General features: G+C 58.0%; 15 protein-coding genes. 9 read left to right on the top strand and 6 right to left on the bottom strand.

Annotated elements, in window-relative coordinates; all coding sequences use genetic code 11:
* The first annotated feature begins 2 nt into the window (after positions 1-2).
* From ACYJRZ_RS15490 to ACYJRZ_RS15520, 7 genes are all read left to right on the top strand, one after another.
* Positions 3-1,043, top strand: a complete 1,041-nt coding sequence (locus tag ACYJRZ_RS15490) for a sensor histidine kinase (protein ID WP_459460188.1) — start codon at positions 3-5, stop codon at positions 1,041-1,043.
* Between the two features lie 14 nt (positions 1,044-1,057).
* A complete protein-coding gene (locus ACYJRZ_RS15495) occupies positions 1,058-1,447 on the top strand; it encodes a response regulator (protein ID WP_459460190.1) in 390 nt (129 codons plus the stop codon).
* Positions 1,448-1,655: 208 nt separating this feature from the next.
* Entirely contained in the window at positions 1,656-2,051 is a 396-nt protein-coding gene (locus ACYJRZ_RS15500) for a DUF1236 domain-containing protein (protein ID WP_459460192.1), read from the top strand.
* 482 nt (positions 2,052-2,533) lie between these two features.
* Positions 2,534-5,752, top strand: a complete 3,219-nt coding sequence (locus ACYJRZ_RS15505) for a maltotransferase domain-containing protein (RefSeq protein ID WP_459460194.1) — start codon at positions 2,534-2,536, stop codon at positions 5,750-5,752.
* A gap of 1 nt (position 5,753) precedes the next feature.
* Positions 5,754-9,047: a maltose alpha-D-glucosyltransferase gene (gene treS, locus ACYJRZ_RS15510; RefSeq protein WP_459460196.1), complete on the top strand. Its 3,294-nt coding sequence runs from the start codon at positions 5,754-5,756 to the stop codon at positions 9,045-9,047.
* Positions 9,044-11,281 carry a 1,4-alpha-glucan branching protein GlgB gene (glgB, locus tag ACYJRZ_RS15515; protein WP_459460198.1) on the top strand — a complete coding sequence of 746 codons (2,238 nt, stop codon included), beginning with the start codon at positions 9,044-9,046 and terminating at the stop codon, positions 11,279-11,281. The genes treS and glgB overlap by 4 nt, the downstream gene beginning before the upstream one ends.
* Positions 11,282-11,403: 122 nt before the next feature.
* Positions 11,404-11,754: a response regulator gene (locus ACYJRZ_RS15520; protein WP_459460200.1), complete on the top strand. Its 351-nt coding sequence runs from the start codon at positions 11,404-11,406 to the stop codon at positions 11,752-11,754.
* 60 nt (positions 11,755-11,814) lie between these two features.
* On the opposite strand, the gene treZ is transcribed toward ACYJRZ_RS15520, so the two are convergent.
* Positions 11,815-13,575: a malto-oligosyltrehalose trehalohydrolase gene (treZ, locus tag ACYJRZ_RS15525; RefSeq protein ID WP_459460202.1), complete on the bottom strand. Its 1,761-nt coding sequence runs from the start codon at positions 13,573-13,575 to the stop codon at positions 11,815-11,817.
* Between the two features lie 129 nt (positions 13,576-13,704).
* On the opposite strand from treZ, the gene treY reads away from it, so the two are divergent.
* Both treY and glgX read left to right on the top strand, forming a co-directional pair.
* Positions 13,705-16,179, top strand: a complete 2,475-nt coding sequence (treY, locus tag ACYJRZ_RS15530) for a malto-oligosyltrehalose synthase (RefSeq protein ID WP_459460204.1) — start codon at positions 13,705-13,707, stop codon at positions 16,177-16,179.
* 94 nt (positions 16,180-16,273) lie between these two features.
* Complete coding sequence (gene glgX, locus ACYJRZ_RS15535) at positions 16,274-18,343, top strand: glycogen debranching protein GlgX (RefSeq protein ID WP_459460206.1); 2,070 nt, start codon at positions 16,274-16,276, stop codon at positions 18,341-18,343.
* Between the two features lie 208 nt (positions 18,344-18,551).
* Here glgX and ACYJRZ_RS15540 read toward each other — a convergent pair whose 3' ends face one another.
* From ACYJRZ_RS15540 to ACYJRZ_RS15560, 5 genes are all read right to left on the bottom strand, one after another.
* Positions 18,552-19,355 (bottom strand): IclR family transcriptional regulator, encoded by an 804-nt coding sequence (locus tag ACYJRZ_RS15540; protein ID WP_459460208.1) that lies wholly within the window; start codon positions 19,353-19,355, stop codon positions 18,552-18,554.
* A 162-nt stretch (positions 19,356-19,517) separates the two neighbouring features.
* Positions 19,518-20,288, bottom strand: a complete 771-nt coding sequence (locus ACYJRZ_RS15545; RefSeq protein WP_459460209.1) for an amino acid ABC transporter ATP-binding protein — start codon at positions 20,286-20,288, stop codon at positions 19,518-19,520.
* Positions 20,289-20,301: 13 nt separating this feature from the next.
* A complete protein-coding gene (locus tag ACYJRZ_RS15550; RefSeq protein ID WP_459460211.1) occupies positions 20,302-20,961 on the bottom strand; it encodes an amino acid ABC transporter permease in 660 nt (219 codons plus the stop codon).
* Positions 20,962-20,968: 7 nt separating this feature from the next.
* The gene (locus ACYJRZ_RS15555) at positions 20,969-21,631 is read right to left on the bottom strand and encodes an amino acid ABC transporter permease (protein WP_459460213.1); all 663 of its coding nucleotides are present in this window, start codon (positions 21,629-21,631) and stop codon (positions 20,969-20,971) included.
* A 56-nt stretch (positions 21,632-21,687) separates the two neighbouring features.
* The gene (locus tag ACYJRZ_RS15560) at positions 21,688-22,530 is read right to left on the bottom strand and encodes a transporter substrate-binding domain-containing protein (RefSeq protein ID WP_459460215.1); all 843 of its coding nucleotides are present in this window, start codon (positions 22,528-22,530) and stop codon (positions 21,688-21,690) included.
* Positions 22,531-22,898 lie beyond the last annotated feature (368 nt).

The raw sequence follows: 22,898 nt of genomic DNA on the forward strand, positions 1-22,898 counted from the left end.
TCGTGGCCGAGAATGACAGCCATCTCGACTGGGTATTGGTAATCGCACCTTATCGGCGCGACGCGGAACATTTGGAGATCCTTCTGGCTCAGAATGGTGTAGCCGTGCGGCAGGCGGACGGCTTGGAACAATTGACGGCGCTGTTGGCACAAACACCTGGTGTCCTTGTTACCACCCAGGAGGCACTTGATCCGGAAGTGCAGAAGGCGATCGGAAACCACCTTGTCGAACAGCCAGAATGGTCTGAGATGCCTGTTCTCATCCTATTGGATCGGATGGTTCCTCCGGCCCGCGTTCAGGCTGAGCTGTCGGCCGCTTGGCCGCGCTCGCGGCAGATCTACTACCAACGGCCCGTAACGGCGCTCGAATTGCTGAGTGGCGTTCAATCGAGCCTCCTAGCGCGCCTGCGCCAGCGAGACGTTCGAGACCACATGGAGCGCGAGCGCGAGCTTCGGCGTGAGCTCAATCATCGCGTGAAGAACATTCTCTCGAGCATCTCTTCAATCTTCCAGATGACCCGACGACATGCCGTTGCGCTGGATGAATTCGCCGATGATTTCGCCGGTCGCCTTGCCGCTCTTGCCAACGTACATTCCGCAGTGTTCCAGGCGAATGGCGATGCAGCAGAGTTCTCCCATATTGCCGAATTGACCTTCAGCCCATATCGGGCGCGAGGCGCGGATCGCATCAGTTTCAAAGGGCCGGAAATTTTGCTGAGTGCCGAAGCTGCAACAACGCTGGCCTTGTGCTTCCATGAGCTTGCGACGAATGCGCTTAAATATGGCGCCCTTCTAAAGCCGGAGGGCAGGATAAGTTTGAATTGGTCCGTTTCACAGGATGGTAACCTGGATCTTGAATGGTTGGAGAGAGGCGGTCCGCCAGTCTCGGAACCGAAAAGCAGCGGATATGGAACACGGTATATCCGCTCGGCGTTATACAACCTGTTCGGTACCCCGCCCACCATCCAGTTCCATCCACAGGGACTAAGCTTTACTCAGATTGGTCCGCTTGCGCGAGTGTCACCGAAGGACCTTGACCTTTAGGAGACCTGTTACCCATGGAATCTTCAGCGCCTCCGTTGCGGATATTCTGTCTTGAAGACAACCCGCTGATCATTTTTCAAATGGAGGCCATGATCGAGGATTTGGGCCATATCTTTGCAGGGTCTGCTACAAGCTTCGCCGACCTCGTTAAAAGCCAGGATCTCGGTGGCATCGACGGAGTGCTGGTGGATATCGATCTTGCTGATGGACGCACTGGCCCGGACGCGGCGATCTGGCTTTCCGAACGGGGAATTCCAAGTATCTTCGTCACGGGTCAGGCGGCGATTGCGGCGGAGCATTCCCCGGTGGTGCTTGCAACAATCGGAAAGCCGGTGTCCGAGATCGAACTCGCTGAAAAGTTGGAGCTGTTTAGACACATCAATCGCTATGGCCGGGGACGCTGATAATCGACGTGAGAGATAAGGCGCAGCTGGCTTGCTAGCGGTACTGTCGATCTAGCTTCGAGGCTCATAGCCTCTGCAGCATCCTTGCTGATCACGAAGTTTCTCGCAACCGGTCAACTCGTGATATCTCCGGATGGTAACCGAAGAGGAACATTCTGTTGGTTGAGCGATTCTCCTTTCAGCTCACGAGAGCTGAAAGGAGAATGTTATGAGAACGAGACTAGTCGTTTCAGTGGCCGCTTTCGGCCTTCTGGCCGGTTCGGCCTTCGCGCAGTCTTCCACGGTCACGGGCGCCGCAGGCGGTGCGGTGACTGGCGCAGTTGTCGGTGGCCCCGTCGGGGCTGCAGTGGGCGGTGTCGCCGGTGCGATTGCCGGTACCGCGATCGATCCGCCGCCGGAGAAAGTGGTCACTTACGTAGAGGAGCAGCCCCTGCCTCCCTCCGAGGCAGTCGTCCAAGACCAGATCGTTGTCGGCCGCCCGCTTCCGGAGACGGTCGTCGTCACACCGGTCCCAGACAATCCGACCTATGCCTACGCCGTCGTGAACCACAAACGTGTCATTGTCCAACCGAAGACGCGCACGGTTGTTCGCGTCCTTGAATAACGCCAGGGTGGGCCACCGAGGAAGAGCTTTTCCTTCCACCGTGCCACGGAATCGTGTCGCTCCAACTCAGACAGCTTGCTGGGGGCTTTATCCTGCAGCGTGTCACGAATTTAGCGAGGCCGCCCTTTGCTTTGTTGGATTCGTGACGCGTCTGGCTTGCTGTGCAACTTCATGTTTGGCCGGAAGAGCAAAAGACTGGTGCCGCACTCGATGCGGAGCTCCATTGCGGCGCTAGAATGTTCCCTTTCTTTGATCTTTCCGATTTTGAAGAAAGCTGTGCGTCCCGGTGCCCTCGAATGGCCTTCATTCATGGCGACGGGCATCGGCTTCCGCCGTAACACTGATCCATTTGCGATGTGAAAAGCACGCTCTTCACTCAAGTGCAAGTTGCTTGGGTTGGAACAATGAAGCTGCCTGTAGGTTAGATTTAATGATCGCTGAAACAATAGCTCATGTCCGCGTAAGGCGTGGAGAATTACCTGATGCCGCTCGCAGCTCAGTCAGATACCGCATCCAGCCATCCGCGGATCTACTATGTGAATCCATTGCTGCTGGCGGGGCGAGATGGATGGAACGAGGTATTTGATCACGCGAGCATGCTCGGTTTCGACATCGTGCTCTCGGCCCCGCCTTTTCGCAAAGGGGCAGGCGCCGGTGTTTTCTCCACGGACAATTACGAACATCTGGATCCGGCGCTCGAGCTGGGAGGAGATGCAAAAGAGGGCCTATCCGTGCTGGCCCAAGATGCGCGGGCGTCTGGGATTGAATTCATGCTGGATCTTATGGTTACCGCGCATGATGCCGGGACCGCAGCCGCCTTTACTCCACTCGATCCACGACGGTCGCCCCTCGCTTCAACTAGGCCGACAGCGCTATTCCCCATGAAGGTAATCGACGAGTGGGAGAGCCGGCTGGCGGAGTTTGCGTCATGTGGGATCGCCGGCTATCGGGTCCTTGGCCTTGGCGGCCTGCCTGTCGATGCCTGGCGTCGCTTGATGACCAGCGCAAAAAGGGCAAGGCCGGGAACGAGATTTTTTGCCTATACGCCGGGAACCGATTTCGCTCTGCGCTCGGCATTACGGGACTGCGGGTTCGATGGTGCCTTCTCGTCGCTTGCCTGGTGGGATCTGCGCGAAAGCTGGTTCCTGGAGGAATATCATCTGCAGCTTCCTTTCGGACCGCAGATCGCTTTTCCGGAAGCACCGTTTGGACGGCGATTGGCGCATGGCACCGAAAGCATGGAGGTCCGCGAGCGAAAGTCCCGCCGCGCTCTCCGTCTTGCGGCCGAACTCGGCGATGGATTGCTTGTGCCGATGGGTTTTGAATTCGGCGCCACCCTGCCGCTCGATCCGACATATGGTCATGGCGAGGGTTTGCGTGTCCTCAAAGCCGAAGGTGCTTATGATATCTCCGCGGATATACGCGACCTGAATTCCACGCCACGCTCGTCTATTCGATGGACGACCCTTCGTAGCGAAACGACGAGCCAAGTGACGGTGATTGGACAGGCTGATCGGCCCACCTTGCGGGAGGCAGCGCATGCGCGGCTTCTCGCTGTCAACAGAGATCTGCGTCGTGGGGCGGAACTGCCTGACGACATCATGCATCGCTTGGCCTCGCCTTTCTTGCCTATCGAGGTGGTGCTCAACAGCCGCAGGATCGCTCCGGGCGAGCTGCGTGTTGTCACAACCGAGGCCCACCCTCTCGTCACGGCTGACGAAGGGGAGCTGTCCCTCAATGAAGCGACGGCCTCTTCGCGCATCGCCATCGAACATGTTACGCCGCAGGTCGACGATGGACGCTTTGCCGTCAAGCGCATCGTCGGTGATACCGTGATCGTCGAGGCGGACATCTTTGCCGACGGCCACGATCTGCTGGCGGCTGCCCTTCTTTACCGCGCTCGCGACGAGCTTGAGTGGCGTCGAACGAGAATGGTCCTTTCCGAAAACGATCGATGGCGGGGGGGCTTCCTGCTCGATCGCATCGGGCGCTTCGATTTCAAGGTCGAGGCCTGGAAAAATCCCTTCGCCATCTTCCGCTACGAGCTTCTCAAGAAGAGCGAAGCGCGGCTCGATTTGCGGTTGGAACTGATCGAAGGCGAGGAGTTGATCCGGGATGCCGCAGCTGATGACGGCATATCGATGAGGGACGAGAACAGGGCGGAACTCGCGACGCTGCTTGCCGAACTCGAAAGGCGTGACGGGCCAGGCAAGCTTGAGTTGCTGCTTGCCGCACGTACGAACGAGCTGATGGCGCTCGCCGACCGCCGTCCCTTTGCCTCGCACTCGCGGACCTATGGTGTGGAAGCCGAGCGCCGCGAGGCGGCCTTTGCAAGCTGGTATCAGATCTTTCCCCGTTCGCAGAGCGGGGATCCCAATCGCCACGGCACTTTCGAAGACGTCATCGCACGCTTGCCGGCCATCCGAGATATGGGCTTTGACGTGCTCTATTTCCCGCCGATCCACCCGATCGGCCACACCAACCGCAAAGGCCGGAACAATTCTCTTATCGCCGCTCCAACTGACCCAGGCAGTCCTTACGCGATTGGTTCGGAGGACGGCGGGCATGAGGCGATCCATCCCCTCCTTGGTGGATTCGATGACTTCGAGCATCTGATTACGGAAGCTAGGCGGCTCGGATTGGAGATCGCACTCGACTTAGCGATTCAAGCCTCCCCCGACCACCCGTGGCTAAAGGAACATCCGGGCTGGTTCGACTGGCGGCCCGACGGCACGATCCGTTATGCGGAAAATCCGCCGAAGAAATACGAAGATATCGTCAATGTCGATTTCTACGCGCCGGAGGCGGTGCCAGCACTTTGGGCTGAACTGCGCGACATCGTCGAAATGTGGGTCGAGGAAGGCGTGGAAATTTTCCGCGTCGACAATCCCCATACCAAGCCTTTTCCCTTCTGGGAGTGGATGATCGGCGATATCCGTGCGCGTCATCCGCAGGTCGTGTTCCTTTCGGAAGCCTTCACAAGGCCGAAGGTGATGTACCGGCTGGCGAAGGTCGGCTTCTCCCAGTCCTACACCTACTTCACCTGGCGCAACACAAGAGCGGAGCTGGAGGAATATCTGACCGAGCTTACGCGAGGTGAGGTGAGGGAATTCTTTCGCCCGCATTTCTTTGTCAACACGCATGATATCAATCCGGACTTCCTGCAGAACGCGCCGCGCTCTGCCTACCTCATCCGGGCCGTCCTGGCCGCCACACTGTCCGGCCTTTGGGGCGTCTATAACGGTTTCGAGCTTTGCGAAGGACGTCCGGATGCCAAGCGCAAGGAATATGCCGATAGTGAAAAATACGAGATCCGCGCCTGGGATTACGACCGCCCGGGTAACATCAAGTCGGAGATCTCGATGCTCAACCGAATTCGCAGGGATAATTCAGCGCTGCATTCGCATCTCGGCCTGACCTTTCTGCCCTCGTCGAACCCCAACGTCATGTTTTTCGAGAAGGCAAGCGTCGGGCGACACAATGTTCTGTTCGTCGCCGTGACGCTCAATCCGCACGCGATAGAGGAAAGCAATGTCGAATTTCCGCTCTGGCGGTTCGGCTTGGCAGACGAAGGCACCCTCGCTTTCGAGGATCTCGTCAGCGGCCAAAGATTCAGCCGTACGGGCAAGTGGCAGATGATCAGGCTCGATCCGGCTCATTTGCCCTTTGCCATCTGGCGTGTCAGGGCAGGGGAGGTCTGAGATGGATACTGTTTACATGGCTGAGGTGGATAAAGCTGCCAATGACCCGTTATGGTACAAGGATGCGATCATCTATCAGCTGCATATCAAGTCCTTTTACGATGCCAATGGCGATGGCATCGGCGATTTCGAAGGCCTGTACCAGAAGCTTGACTATATCGCTGCGCTCGGCGTGAATGCCATCTGGCTCCTGCCATTCTTTCCCTCGCCTCGGCGCGATGACGGCTATGATATTGCCGATTATCGCAACGTCAGCCCGGACTACGGGACGCTCGAGGATTTCCGGAAGTTCGTGGCGGCTGCGCATGAACACAATATCCGCGTCATCATCGAGCTCGTCATCAATCACACCTCGGACCAGCATCCCTGGTTCCAGCGCGCGCGGCAATCACCTGCCGTAAGCCCTGAGCGAGACTTCTACGTCTGGTCGGATACCGACCTGAAATTTCCTGAGACCCGCATCATTTTTCTCGATACGGAAAAGTCGAACTGGACATTTGATCCCGTGGCGGGCGCCTATTATTGGCACCGCTTCTATTCGCACCAGCCAGATCTCAATTTCGATAATCCACTGGTCATGAAGGAGATTATCGATGTCATGCGCTTCTGGCTGGAAACCGGCATCGATGGCTTCCGCCTCGATGCGATCCCCTATCTCGTCGAGCGCGAGGGCACCAACAACGAAAACCTGCCGGAAACCCATCTGATCCTCAAACAGATCCGTGCGGCGCTGGATGCGACGCATTCCGGCGTGCTGCTCCTTGCCGAGGCAAACCAATGGCCGGAGGATACGCGAGAATATTTCGGCGACGGCGACGAATGCCACATGGCGTTCCATTTCCCCTTGATGCCGCGCATGTACATGGCGATTGCCAAGGAGGACCGCTTCCCGATCACCGACATCATACGTCAAACGCCTGAGATCCCCGACATCTGCCAATGGGCGATCTTCCTCAGAAATCATGACGAGTTGACGCTCGAAATGGTCACCGACGCTGAACGCGATTATCTGTGGGAGACCTATGCCTCCGACAAGCGCGCTCGCATCAACCTTGGCATCCGACGCCGGCTGGCGCCATTGATGGAACGCGACCGCCGCCGTATCGAGCTCATGAATGCGTTGCTGCTGTCCATGCCGGGAACACCCATTGTCTATTACGGCGATGAGATCGGCATGGGAGACAATATTTATCTCGGCGACCGGGACGGAGTACGCACCCCGATGCAATGGTCTCCCGATCGCAACGGCGGCTTTTCGCGCGCAGATCCGGCACGGCTCGTGTTGCCGCCGGTTGCCGATCCCCTTTATGGCTTCGAGGCATTGAACGTCGAGGCACAGGTATCGGACGCGCATTCACTTTTGAACTGGACACGGCGAATGCTGGCGCTGCGCGGTCGCCACAGCGCCTTCGGGCGAGGTTCAATGCGCTTTTTGACGCCGGTCAACCGGCGGATTCTCGCCTATTTGCGAGAATATGGTGACGAGGTCATTCTTTGCGTTGCAAACCTGTCGCGCGTTCCCCAGGCCGTAGAGCTCGATCTGCAGCAGTTCGAAGGGCGGGTTCCCGTGGAGTTGACGGGCATGTCGCCATTCCCGCCGATCGGACAGCTCACCTACCTGCTCACACTGCCCCCCTATGGTTTTTTCTGGTTCCAGCTCGCTGTCGAGGCCGACGGACCAACCTGGCGTACGGCACCGCCCGAGCAACTTGTCGATCTGGTGACGATCGTTGTCAGGCGCAGCCTGACGGAGCTTGCCGAGCTGCCGCATCACGCGGCGGTGCTGAGCAGGGATATCCTGCCGGCCTATCTTGCGAAGCGTCGTTGGTTCGGCGCCAAGGACCAGGCTCTGCAGGAGGCGCGGCTCGTTTCCGCGACGCCGATACCCTTTGCCGACGGCGTCGTGCTCGGAGAGATCGAGGTTGTGCTGCCGGATCATGTGGAAAGCTATCAGTTGCCGCTCGCAGCCGAATGGGACGATACGGCGACCAATGTGCTCGCCCAGCAGCTTTCCCTTGCCCGTATCCGGCAGGGCAGGCGGATTGGATTCCTGACCGATGGATTTGCCGTTGAGATGATGGCGCGGGGCATCCTTCAAGGCCTGTGTGATCGATCGACGGTCAGCGGGCGAACCGGCATGATCGAATTCATCGGCACTGATCGGCTCGATTGCCTGGCTTTAAGCGAGGACATGCCGATCCGCTGGCTTTCGGCGGAACAATCCAACAGCTCCTTGCTCGTGGGTGATCTGGCGATGATCAAGCTGATCCGCCATGTCTTCGTCGGCGTCCATCCGGAAGTCGAGATGACGCGCTATCTGACGGAACACGGTTATGAACATACCGCCCCCCTCCTGGGCGAGGTGGCACGCACCGACGGCGAAGGCCGCAGATCGACGCTTATCATCGTGCAAGGAGCGATCCGCAATCAAGGTGATGCCTGGAATTGGATGCTGTCCAACCTGCGCCGCACCGCAGATGAAATCGTGGTCACAGAGTCCGCCGTCGAGGCGGCCGATGAGCAGTTGCAGCCGCTTCTGCATTTCGTTTCCATGGTCGGCGAACGGCTCGGAGAATTGCATGTTTTATTGGCGCAACCGACCGACAACGAAGCCTTCGCGCCACGTCGGGCGGATGCACACGATATCGCTGACCTTCGTAAAACCGTAACGGGCGAGATCACCTATGCGTTTTCCAAGCTCACGGATCTTGAAGACACTGTCGAGCCCGAGATCGCGGAACAGATGTCCTTGCTGCTTGCCGAACGCGACAGGATCCTCGAGCTTGCCAGTGCGCTGGCGGGCGAGGCGAAAGGCACGTTGTTGACGCGTGCGCATGGCGATTTCCATCTTGGTCAAATCCTGGTGACGGAAGGCGATGCTGTTATCATTGATTTCGAAGGCGAGCCCGCGCGCAATCTCGCCGAGCGTCGCGCCAAGACGAGCCCTCTGCGCGACGCTGCCGGCCTGCTGCGGTCGCTCGACTATCTCTCGGCCACCGCCATGCTCGAAAACGACGCCATTTCGGATCATCATGATGCCCGCCGCCGAGAGGTGATCCAGCGCTTCGCGGAAAATGCGGAACGCATTTTTCTGACGTCCTATATCGAGGCATTGGCGGCTTCGCCAGATTTGCCGAAAACGCCTGTCGAGGTGCGGCGGATCATCGATATCTTTCTTCTGGAGAAGGCTGCCTATGAGATCGCCTATGAGGCCCGAAACCGGCCGAAGTGGCTTCCGATCCCGCTGAACGGACTTGCCGCCATCATAGCCCGACTTTCGGAGAGCCGCTCATGAGCGACGTTGCCGACATTCTCAGCGGAGTGGATGCGAGTTCCATACATGCGCTGGTAGAGGGACGGCATGGAGATCCCTTTTCGATCCTCGGCATGCATCAAGGTGTGGACGGCCGCTACAGCGTCAGGGCCTATCTGCCGGGGGCTTTGCGCGTTGAAATCCTCGATCGCGATAATGATCGCGTTCTGGCATTGGCCGATCTCATCCAGCCGGCAGGTCTGTTCGGCGCGATGCTTGCCGAACGCAACGCCTATTATCTGCGAATTCAATGGCCCGATGCTGTCCAGGTGACGGCCGATCCGTACAGCTTCGCGCCGCTGCTCGGCGATCTGGATCTCCACCTGATCTCGCAAGGCACGCATTACAACCTGAGCGAAGCTCTCGGCGCTAATCCTATGACGATCGACGATATCGCGGGCGTGCGCTTTGCGGTTTGGGCGCCGAATGCAAGCCGGGTATCCGTAGTCGGTGACTTCAACGCCTGGGACGGACGCCGCCATCCGATGAGGCTCCGGCCGCAGGCAGGTGTATGGGAGATATTCCTTCCGCACGTCACCGTCGGCGAACGCTATAAGTTCGAGATTCTCGATCGCTTCGGCACCCTGCTTCCGCAAAAGGCCGATCCGGTTGCGCGAGCCGCGCAGCCGGCGCCATCGACGGCGTCCGTGGTGGCTTCCTCCGAGCCTTTCCGCTGGAACGATCATGGCTGGATGGACAATGGCCGAAGCACCGATCATTTCGCCAAGGCGCTTTCGATTTATGAGGTCCATGCGGGCTCCTGGCTGCGCAACATGGAAGATGGCGGCCGCGCGCTGGATTGGATCGAACTCTCGCAGCGGCTCATTCCCTACGTCCGCGAAATGGGTTTCACCCATATCGAGCTGCTGCCGATCATGGAGCATCCTTTTGGCGGATCGTGGGGCTATCAGCCACTCGGCCTGTTTGCGCCGACCGGGCGCCATGGCACGCCCGAAGATTTCGCATATTTCGTCGATCGCTGCCACCAGGAAGGGCTCGGTGTCATCCTGGATTGGGTGCCGGCGCATTTTCCGACGGATGTCTGGGGATTGGCGCGTTTTGACGGCACCGTGCTTTATGAGCACGAAGATCCGCGCGAGGGCTTCCATCGCGACTGGAACACGCTGATCTATAATCTTGGCCGCAACGAGGTCAAAGGCTTTCTGATCGCGAGCGCGCTCGAATGGCTTGAGCGCTATCATGTGGACGGGTTGCGCGTCGATGCCGTCGCCTCCATGCTCTATCGTGACTATAGCCGCCCGGAAGGCGAATGGATCCCGAACCGCTACGGCGGGCGCGAAAACCTGGAAGCCATCGAATTCTTCAAGCATCTGAACAGCATCGTTCACGAACGCTGTCCGCATGCACTGATGATCGCCGAGGAATCGACCGCTTTTCCGAACATCACCAAACCCGCTGCGGAAGGTGGGCTCGGCTTCGACATGAAGTGGAATATGGGATGGATGCACGACACGCTCCACTACATGTCGGACGATCCGGTCTATCGAAAGTATCATCATGGCTCGATGACCTTCGGCATGATCTATGCCTATAGCGAGCGCTTTATCCTGCCGTTTTCGCATGACGAAGTTGTGCATGGAAAGGGCTCCATGCTCGCCAAGATGCCCGGCGATCAGTGGCAGAAGATGGCCAATCTCCGCTCTCTTTTCGGCTTCATGTGGGGCTACCCCGGTAAGAAGCTTCTCTTCATGGGCGGTGAGATCGGTCAATGGTCGGAATGGAGCCATGACAGTTCCGTGGAATGGGATCTCCTCGATGAACCGTCTCACGCCGGCCTGCAACGGCTGGTGCGCGATCTGAACCGGATCTACAGGTATTTTCCCTGTTTGCAGCATGGCGACACCGTGCCGGACGGCTTTGAGTGGGCTGTTGCGGATGACGCCGAACAGTCGGTTTTCGGAATGCTGCGCTTCGACGCCGGGCGGCGGTCGGCCGTTCTGGTGATCTCGAATTTCACGCCGGTTTTCCGAGGCGGATACAGGGTCGGTGTCCCATTTTCCGGTTTCTGGCGGCGGATACTCGATACTGATGACTCTGTTTATGGCGGAGCCGGTATCGGCTCTAGCGATCGCGTTACCGACGGTTTTCCCGCGCATGGGCGTCGCCAGTCCCTTCTCCTCGATCTCGCGCCCCTTTCAACGGCAATGTTCCTCTTTGATCCCGAAGGAGCGACGAAGGGAGGAGAACAATCCTGAAAATCTGCTGTCTTTGGAGGTTGGACAATACCGTCGGGCACCGCATTCGACGGAACTGTCCGTTAGCGGACATCGTTTTTCTTCCAATTTGATCTATCTTTGATTGCATGAGGAGGTTGTTAATGAAGGTCATGATCGTCGAAGACGAGCCCTTGGTGGCACTCGAGTTGGAGCGTATCGCTATCGAAGCCGGCCACGATGTCGTAGGCTCTTTCATGACGGCAGAGCAGGCCCTGGCCTACGCGTCAAAGGCACAGGTGGCTTTTGTGGATCTCGGCTTGGCCGATGGCCACAGCGGAGCGGGACTCGCTCGTCGGTTGACGGATCGGTTCAGGATAAAAGTGATCTTTGTGACCGGCAGCCCCGAACGGGTTGGATACGGCCTCGAAGGAGCAGTCGGAATAATCGGCAAGCCATTTACCGACAAGGCGATCATCGACGCCTTGGAAAAAGCGCAGCGCCTGCAAGGATAAACTAGCGAAGCTTCAAGGCTTTCGAAGAGCGGCGCAAGCTTGTCGCTCAACCAGGGTGGCTCAGGACAGACTCCAAACAACGGTCCACGGTCCCATCGAGTTGTTGGCTATGTTGCCCACCGAGAAAAATGCTTGCCCCTCGGCAGGTCCTTGTAAAGCAGCTGGCGTGTTCGACAAATTGGCTGCCAGATGGAGACTTGAGGCCCCCATTTGCCAGCGCACTCTGAGGGGCGAGGCGTTTGGATCGTAGGTCGCCGCGCAACTAGGCGCATCAGCAAGGAGCGGCACGACGACCTGATGTCTGAGCCTTAGCAACTGCCGGTAATAGTGACCAATTGCCGAGTTCTCATTCATTTTGTCCCACCGCAATTTCGCGCTGCGGAAGGTGGCTTCGGCCGTAGGGTCGCACGCATCCTCCGCTTCGAAGCCGGGCAGGCGTTTCAGTTCGTCCTTGCGGCCAAGCCTTATCTTGGCGTTGAGCTCCTCATCGAAATCGCAAAAGAAGGGAAAAGGGTCGGTAGCGCCCCATTCCTCACCCATGAACAGCATGGGGATCTGCGGCGAGAGAAGATAGATGGCTGCGATGGCCTTTATCGCCTCGATCGGGTGGGAGGAAATCATGCGATCGCCGCGCGCCCGATTGCCGATCTGGTCATGGTTCTGGATGAAGGAGATAAAGGCGGATGGCGGCAAGCCAACGCTTGACGATCCCCTTGGCCGCCCTCGATATTCCATGTGCTCCCCTTGAAACGCGAAGCCTTCGGCAAGCGCGCGGCTCAGACGCGGTATCCAATCGGCATAATCTTCGTAGTAGCCGAAGGTCTCGCCCGTGGCCGCCACGTGAAGAGCGTGGTGGATATCATCATTCCATTGTGCAGTGAAATGGCGCGGCTTGTCGTCCTCGCCGCGTGCGAGGAGGGCCGCTTCGTTATCCTCGTTCTCGACGATCAGATGGACATGGCGTTCAGGGAATGCGCTTCGGACGCGACCGGCAAGTTCGAGAAGGATATGCGGATCGCTATCGTCCTTCATCGCGTGAACGGCATCGAGCCGCAAACCATCCATCCGGAACTCGCTCAGCCAATAGATTGCGTTTTCGATGACGAAATCGCGGATGAAACGACTGCCTTCGCCATCGTAGTTCAGGCCCTTGCCCCAGACGCTTTCGTGCCGGTCGCCAAAGAACGGCGCGTAGCGGGGCAGATAGTTCCCGTCCGGTCCGAAATGATTATAGACCACATCGAGAAAGACGCAGATGCCGCGCTCATGAGCTGCATCGACGAGCATTTTGAGATGCTCGGGACGGCCGTAGCTGCTATCCGGCGCATAGGGTAGGACACCGTCGTAGCCCCACCCGTACCGACCGCGAAAATCCGAAAGCGGCATGATTTGAATGGCCGTTATGCCGAGGCGCTGCAAATGGTCGAGCTTTTCGATGGTCGCCAGAAATGTGCCAGCTTCCGTGAAGGCGCCGACATGCAATTCGTAGATGACGATCTCCTCCCAGCGGCGTCCCTTCCATCCCTGCGTTTTCCATGCGAACGTTGGATCGATCAGCTCGCTCGGCCCGTGAACGTCTTCGGGCTGAAAGCGCGAGGCAGGATCCGGTACGGCAAACCCATCGGCCAGCACGAACTTATAGCGATCGCCGATCTGCGCATCATCGACTTCGACGACATGCCACCCCTCCCGGCTCCGCCGCATGGTCCATTCCCCGCGCTGCTCGATGCGGACGAGCACGCGCTCCGCCAAGGGCGCCCACAGGCGGAACAAGACCGCATTTTCGTTGATTTGTGGTCCAAATGCGAAGCCGTGCTGCATGACACCCTATCCGGCGATGACGCTGAAATTTTCCTGCATCCAACGCATCTTGACGGGAACAGTTCCTGAGCTGGGAACAGATCTCTTTCAGTTCCGTTCGTTATGGCGGCCTGACGCAGAGAGGAAGCCATGACCGTCTTAACCTCTACCTATCGCCTGCAGTTTCGCGGAAATGTCACCTTTGACAGGGCAACGGAGCTGGTTCCCTATTTGAAGAATCTCGGCATCAGCCACGTCTATGCCTCGCCAATCTTTGCAGCTAAGACGGGATCGACGCATGGCTATGATGTGACTGATGCGAACGAAATCGATCCGGTGCTTGGCGGTCGCGAGCGGTTCGATGCTTTCTGCGCGGCCTTGCAGCAGGCGAGCATGGGCTTGATCCTCGACATCGTGCCCAACCATATGGCCGCCTCCGTTGAAAACGCCTGGTGGCGTGACGTGTTGCAGCGTGGATCGGGCAGCGCCTATGCCGGCCATTTCGATATTGACTGGCGCCGCAAGCTCACCTTGCCGCTTCTGGGACGTCCATTCGAGGAAAGCCTGGCCGCGGCGGACTTTCATCTTCGCTACGAGCCTGCGGATTGGGGCATCTATTTGGCCTATTTCGACGATCTGCTTCCGCTCTCGATCGAAAGTGCCGGGCGGCTGGCAGCGGACATAGGAATGGATGCGGAGCGGTTGCGCGCATTTTCGAGGGATGCGGCCGCGATGAGAAAACTGCTCGCGGAACAGCATTGGCAATTGCTCTATTGGAAAGATGCCGCCGAAAACCTCAGCTACCGGCGCTTCTTCGAGGTGGCAGGCCTGGTTGGGATGCGGGTAGAGGACGCACGGGTCTTCAACGACACGCATCGGCTGATCATCGAATTGGTTCGTTCCGGACAGATCCAAGGATTACGCGTCGACCATATCGACGGATTGGCCGATCCGAAGGGCTATCTCGATCATTTGCGGCAAGCTGTTGGCCCGGACACGTTCATCGTAGTCGAGAAAATCCTTGCCCGTGGCGAGGCGCTGCCGGCGGATTGGCCGGTGTCGGGAACGACTGGGTACGAATTCATCACCGCCATGGCAGATCTCTTCTTGAACGAGGAGGGATTGCGCAAGCTGGATGAGGCCTACGGGTCCGTCAGCGAGGAGGATGCCGACTTTGCCGCAGGTTTGCGCAGGGCGAAACTGTTGATGATCGAACGCAATTTCGCCGGCGAGACGAGGCGTCTGACGAAGCTGGCATGTTCGGTTTTTCCCAATTTCGACGCGGAGGAAATAGCGTCGGCGCTTCGCGAACTGCTGGTCGCCTTTCCGGTTTACCGTACCTACGGCTATCGGGGCGCTGCATCGTCCGATGACGTGGTGGTCATCGAGAGTGCTTGCGAGAAAGCCCGAAGCCGATTGCCCACCGTTGATGCCCTCGATGCGCTCGGCCACCTTCTGAAAGGGGAGGGTTCTGCAGCCGAAGCTCTGGAGTTTCGAGCCAGATTCCAGCAGCTCAGCGGTCCGATCATGGCAAAGGCAGTCGAGGATACGCTGTTTTATCGGTATAGCCGCCTGATCGCATTGAATGAGGTGGGTGGCGAGCCGCATGCGCTGCCGGGCTCGGTGGCAGCCTTTCACCAATTCATGACCGATCGATTTCGGCGACAACCCCGCGGCCTTTCCTCGACATCGACGCATGATACCAAGCGGGGAGAAGACGCCCGTGCCCGCCTCTACAGCCTCACGCAGGATCCTGATGCCTGGATTACCGGTGTCGAACGGTGGCTCAACATGAATTCTCCTTTTCGTTCCGGCCTTGCTGATGGACCCGCACCTGAGCCCAATGTTGAATGGATGCTTTACCAAGCGCTTGCCGGCATCTGGCCGCAGGACATCGAAGGAACCGATCGCAGCGTACTGAAGGAGCGGTTTTGCGCCTATGCCTTGAAGGCCATCCGAGAAGCCAAGCTCCGTACGGATTGGATGAATGAAAACCCTTCCTATGAGCATGCGGTCCAGGCCTATGCCGCCGCCTTGTTTTCGGAGGATAATCAGGACTTCATCCGTGATTTCGATCGAACGCTGCGCCCTTTCATGGAACTGGGCTTCCGCAACAGCCTGGCTCAATTGCTAATCAAGCTCACGGCTCCTGGTATCCCCGATATCTATCAGGGGACCGAGGGTTTCGATTTTAGTCTGGTCGATCCGGACAATCGACGGTCGGTCGACCATCTGTGGACCGACACGGGAACTGTAGATCCCGTTGCATCGGATGCGGCTTCCTTGAAACGGCACATCATCCGCAAGGTGCTTCGCTATCGCAATCAGCACCCCCTTCTTTTCCTTGAGGGCGAATACGTGCCCTTGGAAACCAGCGGGACACGAGCGTCCAATCTCGTGGCCTTTGCGCGCGTTCACGAGCGGGAAATAGCGGTTACGATCGTGCCGCGTCTGGTCGATATGCCTTCATCGGATTTCTGGAAAGACACCGCCGTGACGATACCGCGAGAGCTCAAGGCGCCGCTATACGATCTCCTGACGGATAAGCCTTCATCAGCTGGCGATCTTCTGGCAGCGCACCTGTTTGGCGATCATTCCCTATCGCTTCTCGTGGTAGATCGGTGACCTACGGCCTGGATGCGTGCCCTGTTCGATTTCAAGGGCGGAACAAAGCGCTTCACAGGGTGTTTCTGCTGCGCAGCAACATCACGAGGATTCTATGACGGAAGGCGGCAAGAGGCATGCGATCGAGCCTGGAGACTATACGCGCCTGGGAGCGAATTATGACGGAGAGGGTGTCAATTTCGCACTTTTCAGCGCCTATGCGGAAAAGGTGGAGCTCTGCCTTTTCGACGAAAGCGGAAAGCAGGAGATCGAGCGGATCGCTCTGCCGGAATATACCCATGAAATCTGGCATGGCTATGTGCCTGGATTGAAACCGGGTGCCTTGTATGGCTACCGCGTGCATGGCCCGTTTGATCCTTTAAATGGTCATCGCTTCAATGCGAACAAATTGCTCGTGGATCCCTATGCCCGCGAGCTCGTAGGCAACATCGAATGGTCGCAAGCGCAATTCGCCTATGGTCTGGATGACGAGCAAAAGGATCTGTCCTTCGACGAGATCGATAGTGCCGGACAGATGCCCAAATGCCGTGTCGTCGACCTCAAGAATGAAGCACCGGATAAAAGGCCGTCGGTTGCGTGGCCGGAGACCATTTTCTATGAGGCGCACGTCAAGGGAATGACGATGCTGAATCCGGCAATTCCGGAGCCTTTGCGTGGCACCTTTGAGGGTCTGGGGCACGGGGCGGTCGTCGATTACATCAAGAGCCTCGGCGTCACTTCGATCGAGCTCCTTCCCATCCATTTCTTTCCCGATGACAGTCACTTGCTCGACAAGGGCTTGCGCAACTACTGGGGCTACAACAGCCTTGCCTTCTTCGCGCCGGCAACTCGTTATTACGGGCCCAAGGGTCTCGAGGGCTTTCGCGACATGGTGCGTGCCTTCCACGATGCCGGTATCGAGGTCATCCTCGATGTCGTCTATAATCATACGGCGGAGGGCAATGAACTCGGCCCGACCCTTTCCTTCAAGGGTATCGACAATTTCTCCTATTACCGAACCCTGCCGGACCAGCCTCGCTACTACATCAACGATACCGGCACCGGCAACACGATCAACACCTCACATCCGCGCGTGCTGCAAATGGTGACGGACTCGCTGCGCTATTGGGTCGAAGAAATGCATGTCGATGGCTTCCGTTTCGATCTCGGCACCATTCTTGGCCGCGAACCGCAGGGTTTCGATCAGCGCAGCGGCTTCTTCGACGCGGTCGGCCAGGATCCGGTGCTTGCCAAAGTCAAGCTTGTCGGCGAGCCGTGGGACATTGGTCCCGGCGGTTATCAGGTGGGGGGATTTCCGCCGGGCTGGGCGGAATGGAATGACAAATATCGCGATACGGTCCGGGATTATTGGAAGGGCACACCCGGCATGACAAGGGATTTTGCCGCCCGCATCTTAGGGTCAGGCGATGTTTATGATCTTCGCGGCCGCCGCCCATGGGCCAGTGTCAATTTTATCGCCGCCCACGATGGCTTCACGCTCAATGATCTCGTTTCCTATAACGAGAAGCATAACGAGGCCAATGGCGAAGACAACAATGACGGCCACAACGACAACCGCAGCTACAATTACGGCGCTGAAGGTCCGACGGACGATAAAGCCATCAATACCGTTCGAGAGCGCCAGAAACGCAATTTTCTCGCGACCCTCTTTCTGTCGCATGGTACGCCGATGCTGCTGGCGGGTGATGAAGCCGGCCGCAGCCAGATGGGCAACAATAATGGCTACTGTCAGGATAACGAACTCAGCTGGCTGCATTGGGACGATCGATATGGCAGCGCGGAAGCGCTTTATACTTTCGTCAAACGACTGATTGCCTTGCGTCAGGCACATTCCATATTGAAGCGGGAAAATTGGCGCGACGGTCTGATCGTCACCTGGCTCAATCCGGGTGGCGGCGAGCAGACGGATGAGCAATGGGACGATGAAGCAAATACCGCGATCGGCTTGCGCCTGTCGCGCGAGCTGCCCTTCGAAGAGGGCTGGGATGATGTTCTACTACTGTTCAACCCTCGTGGTTCAGATCTAGACTTTACCTTGCCGGATGACAAACGCTGGGCTCTGGAGCTGTCGACATCCAATCCTGATGAGCCAGATCGAGGCATGCTGGATAAGAAACTGGTAAAACTTGAAGCCCGCAGCCTCTCGCTTTTGCGGCCGGTCTGAAACAAGCGCAGGTGAAATGACATTGCGCACCGCAGTCCTACGAGTGCAGAAGCTTGGCCTGGCAATGGAGATCTCGATCTAGCCTAATTGAAGATGCTGCCGATATCACGCCCTTGCGGCGGGAGTGATGTCGGCTGTTCGTGGTGTCGGTTACAGATTGCCGGCGGAATCCTGAACGCGGAACGGAAGGTCCTCGATGCTGTTGGATTCAGGAACCGAAGAGGTGGCCTTTCGCCGACCGGAAGCCGAGCTTTTCGGAGATTTCATGAGCAGCTTTCAAGAGGCTGTCGAGATAGGCGGTGCGGTTGCGCAAACCATCTTCGCGTGGGGTAACCAGGCAAAGTGTCGCGATGGTAGAGCCGTCAGCCTGACGGATCGGGACAGCGAAGCAATGGGTGAAGTTTTCCACTTCGCTATTGAAGGTGAAATAGCCGTCGTCGGCGGCCTGGCGCGCTTGAGCGATGAAATCGGCCGGCTCAAGCCGCCTGCCATTCGGCAGGATAAAATCGTCTGGCGGAATGAAATCGAGAATTTCCTGATCCGAAAGATGTGCGACAAGCAGGCGTCCCGAGGCTGTCCACGGAATTGCGACGAGCTCGCCGACATTTGACGAAATGCGAAACGGGCGGATACCTTCACGCATCATCGCGACCGTATATTTATTGCCTTCCAGCAGGCACATTTGTGCTGTTTCGCGCGTCTCCTCCGCCAGCACGCTCAGCATGCGGCCGCACTCGCGCATCAGGTCGAATTGTTCGGCATAGGCTGTTCCGAGAAAATAGAGACGACGGCCGAGAAAGACCCGGCCGTCGCCGCCCTGGTAATCAAGCATGCCATGGCCGAGCAAAAGATTGACGAGCTCGTAGGTGGAAGAGCGTGGCGCGCCGATTTCCGTGGCGATCTCGTTTGGGCGCATGGGCTGACGCTTTACCCGCAGAAACTCCAGGATCTCGAACGCGCGATCAAGGCCTCGCATGCGTCGGGATACAATGTCGCTTTCGTTCTCGGCCATGCTTTTCTCCGAATACTCCAAACCAGCCGCTACCGGCAGCCGCAACGTACCCGCACACGGTGCCGCCTATACGGGCGCTGATGCCGCCATATCTCGGCAAGATGCTGCGATAACATTCACGCGTGCAATGACGCAACGTGTGCACCGTGTTCTTCTTTCCTCTCAATTGAAACTCGAAGTCTTGAGGAATTCGGTAAGCCGCTCCGTCTTCGGGCGCACGAACATGTCCTTCGGATCGCCTTCTTCGCAGATGACGCCCTGGTTCATGAAGATGACGCGCGACGAAACCTCGTAGGCGAAGCGCATCTCATGGGTGACAAGCAGCATCGTCATGCCATCGGCAGCTAGCCCCTTGATGACTTGAAGAACTTCGCCAACCAGTTCCGGGTCGAGAGCCGAGGTCACCTCGTCGAACAGCATCAGCCGCGGCGCCATGGCAATGGCTCGAGCAATGGCGACGCGCTGCTGCTGGCCGCCCGAGAGCTGTCCCGGATAATGATTGGCGCGGGCAGCAAGACCCACCCGGTCAAGCCATTTTTCGGCGACGGCACGTGCATCCGTCCTCGAGATTTTCTTCACCTTGACGAGACCGAGCATCACGTTCTCGGCTGCGGTCATATGTGGAAAAAGATTGAACTGCTGGAAAGCCATGCCAGTGAGTGCGCGCTGCCGCGCGATCTCCTTCTCGCTCTTGCGGCGGCGGATGCCGCCGTCGACATGATAGCCGATCTCCTCGCCGTCGAGGCTGATCTTGCCCCCCTGGAATTCCTCCAGCATGTTGATGCAGCGCAACATCGTCGTCTTGCCGGAACCCGACGAGCCGATGATGGAAATGACCTCACCTTCCTGCACGCTGCAATCGACGCCCTTGAGAACCTCGTGCTGGCCATAGGTTTTGCGCAGACCCTGAATGTCTAGAATTGTCTTGCCCATGGATCCGATCTCCTCAGGACGGCAGTGCGGTTTTGCGCTCGACATATTTGCCGAAGCGCTCGATACCGAAGTTGACGATGAAATAGAGGCCGCCAGCCAAGAAATAGAACTGGAGGCTCATGAAATTGCGAGAAATGATCTCCTGCGTGCGCAGGAGCAGCTCAGCGACGCCGATCACGGAAAGAAGTGTCGATGCCTTGACCATTTCGGCTGCCGTATTCACCCAAGCCGGCAGGCATTGCCGCATTGCTTGCGGCCACAGGACCGAAGTGAAAGTCTGGGTGAACGTAAGGCCAATTGCCTTGGCCGCCTCCGTCTGACCTTTCGGGATGGCCTGGAGGGCGCCGCGCACGATCTCGCCGACATGTGACGAGCAAAAGATTGCCAGAGCAAGAACGCCTGCGGAAAACGGCCCCAAATCAAGCCCTACCGCGGACGAGACGTAATAGCTCGCCAGTACGAGGACGAGTACGGGCGTGCCGCGGATGACATCGGTATAGGCCCTGATCACAAGGCGCAGGATGGCGCCGCCATAAACAAGCGCCAAGCCGACGAAGACGCCCAGAGCGGATCCGACAAGAATAGCAAGTAGCGAGATCGACACAGTCACGCCGACGCCATTCAAAATGACGTAGCGGGCGATCCAGAGTTGTTCGAGAAATGTGTGGGACATTCGGATCCTACCTGGGCAGGGCCAGCCGGCGCTCGACGAAGCGCATCAGGGCGGCGATGAGGAAGCAGGTTGCGACATAAAGAGCCGAGGTGACGAGCCAAGTTTCGATGACGCGGAAGCTTTCGACATTGATCTTGCGGGCGGCAAAAGTCAGTTCCGGTACGGCGATCGCTGCCGCTAGTGACGTGTCCTTGAACAAGGAGATGATCGTCGAAGACAATGATGGCAGGACGTTGCGCAGCATCAAAGGGGCGATGATCGACCCGCGGATCTGCATGGATGTCAGTCCGATGGAAAGACCTGCCTCGGTCAGGCCCTTCGGAATCGATAGCAACCCTGCACGGAATACCTCTGCCAGATAGGCTCCCGAATAAACGGAAAGCACCAGGACGAAACTTCTCACCTTATCCAGGCGGAAGCCCAGCTGCGGCAGAGCAAAGAAGACGAACAGCACCAAAACGAGGATCGGCAGGTTGCGAATTATGGTGACGTAGACCTGTGCCGGCACGACAGCGATACGGCTCTTCGACGTCAACGCAAAGGCGAGCACAAGGCCGATCAGAGCGCCGATGAGGATCGAGATGACCGCAAGGCCGAGGCTGAGCGCCAAGCCGCTCAGAAGAAAATCAAAGTTGCGCCAGACGGCGGCAAAGTTCAGCGTGTAACCCATGGCGGGCTATCCCTTTTCAGGCTGGCGGAGCGGGGAATGCCCGCTCCGCTATGCTGTTACTTGTATTCGACCGGAAAGCCGATCTGCGGCGGGGTGAGGTCTTTGCCGAACCAGGTCTTGTAGGACTTGGCGTAGCTGTCGAATTCGACGCCGGTCATGGCTTCATGCAAAGCGGTGTTGACGAAGTTCAGCCAGTCCTGATCGCCGCGCTTAACGGCGCAGGCATAGGTCTGCGGGTTCCATCCATAACCGGCGTCCTTGTAGCGGCCGGGGTTCTGCGTCATATACCAGGCGAGCGACGACTGATCGGTGGCAACGGCATCGGCGCGTCCTGACTCCAGTGCTTGATAGATCAGATCGACGGATTCATACTGGTCGACCTTCGCGTCCGGCAGGGCGGCGTGGACCATGGATTCCGCATAGACGTTCTGAAGAACGGAAACGGTGACGGAAGAGCCCGCCGCCTTCAATGCCGCATAGTCGGCATATTGCCCATCCGCCTTCAGCATCAGGCCGACGCCTTCGCGATAATAGGGAATGGTGAAGGCCACCTGCTGGGCGCGCTCGCCGGTCACGGTCATGAACTGGCAGGTGATATCGACCTTGTTGGTGGTGATGTTTGGAATACGGGCGTCGGACGACTGATTGACATACTCGATCTTGTCGGGGTCGCCAAAGAGGGCCTTGGCGATGATGTGGCCCATGTCGACATCGAAACCCTGCAGCTTGTCATCGGCGCTCTTGAAGTGCCACGGCGCGTTCGTGCTGCCAGTTCCAAGAACGAGGTGGCCACGCGCAAGCACCTCATCGAGCTTGCTGCCTTCGGCTAGGACGGGCGTGGAGGAGAGGAGTGCAGCGGCGACCAACGACATCAGGCCGGCGCGAAAAATAATGCTCATGGTTGTTCCCCTTGGTCAATGACTCTGGAATCCGATATTATGGACATATGTCTGTTATCTCGGACGGCGCATATCAAGCGATAGGCACGGCAACTTGTCAATAGTGACTGCTGCCACCCATCGTCGGAGATTTTGGAATGATGAAAGCGCCAGTCGGCTCAAATGTCGTGATCGACGATCGCAATGCGACCTCCGCAGGCACGCCATGAAGAGACGCGATATCAGGAAACGACGGTCCGTCTTGTCAATGGGCAGCGCCAAGTCATGCAGCGATTGGTAGGCGTGTCGAAGCAAGTTGGCAGGAAAAGCCGGGTACAGATTTAGGCAAAAGTGTTTCCTGTCCGACTTCGCGCAGACGACTGGAACGG

Source organism: Rhizobium sp. No.120 (assembly GCF_054558365.1).

Coding starts and splice junctions, on each gene's coding strand:
- ACYJRZ_RS15495 (WP_459460190.1), top strand. CDS start 1,058: ATGGAATCTTCAGCGCCTCCGTTGCGGATATTCTGTCTTGAAGACAAC.
- ACYJRZ_RS15500 (WP_459460192.1), top strand. CDS start 1,656: ATGAGAACGAGACTAGTCGTTTCAGTGGCCGCTTTCGGCCTTCTGGCC.
- ACYJRZ_RS15505 (WP_459460194.1), top strand. CDS start 2,534: ATGCCGCTCGCAGCTCAGTCAGATACCGCATCCAGCCATCCGCGGATC.
- treS (WP_459460196.1), top strand. CDS start 5,754: ATGGATACTGTTTACATGGCTGAGGTGGATAAAGCTGCCAATGACCCG.
- glgB (WP_459460198.1), top strand. CDS start 9,044: ATGAGCGACGTTGCCGACATTCTCAGCGGAGTGGATGCGAGTTCCATA.
- ACYJRZ_RS15520 (WP_459460200.1), top strand. CDS start 11,404: ATGAAGGTCATGATCGTCGAAGACGAGCCCTTGGTGGCACTCGAGTTG.
- treZ (WP_459460202.1), bottom strand. CDS start 13,575: ATGCAGCACGGCTTCGCATTTGGACCACAAATCAACGAAAATGCGGTC.
- treY (WP_459460204.1), top strand. CDS start 13,705: ATGACCGTCTTAACCTCTACCTATCGCCTGCAGTTTCGCGGAAATGTC.
- glgX (WP_459460206.1), top strand. CDS start 16,274: ATGACGGAAGGCGGCAAGAGGCATGCGATCGAGCCTGGAGACTATACG.
- ACYJRZ_RS15540 (WP_459460208.1), bottom strand. CDS start 19,355: ATGGCCGAGAACGAAAGCGACATTGTATCCCGACGCATGCGAGGCCTT.
- ACYJRZ_RS15545 (WP_459460209.1), bottom strand. CDS start 20,288: ATGGGCAAGACAATTCTAGACATTCAGGGTCTGCGCAAAACCTATGGC.
- ACYJRZ_RS15550 (WP_459460211.1), bottom strand. CDS start 20,961: ATGTCCCACACATTTCTCGAACAACTCTGGATCGCCCGCTACGTCATT.
- ACYJRZ_RS15555 (WP_459460213.1), bottom strand. CDS start 21,631: ATGGGTTACACGCTGAACTTTGCCGCCGTCTGGCGCAACTTTGATTTT.
- ACYJRZ_RS15560 (WP_459460215.1), bottom strand. CDS start 22,530: ATGAGCATTATTTTTCGCGCCGGCCTGATGTCGTTGGTCGCCGCTGCA.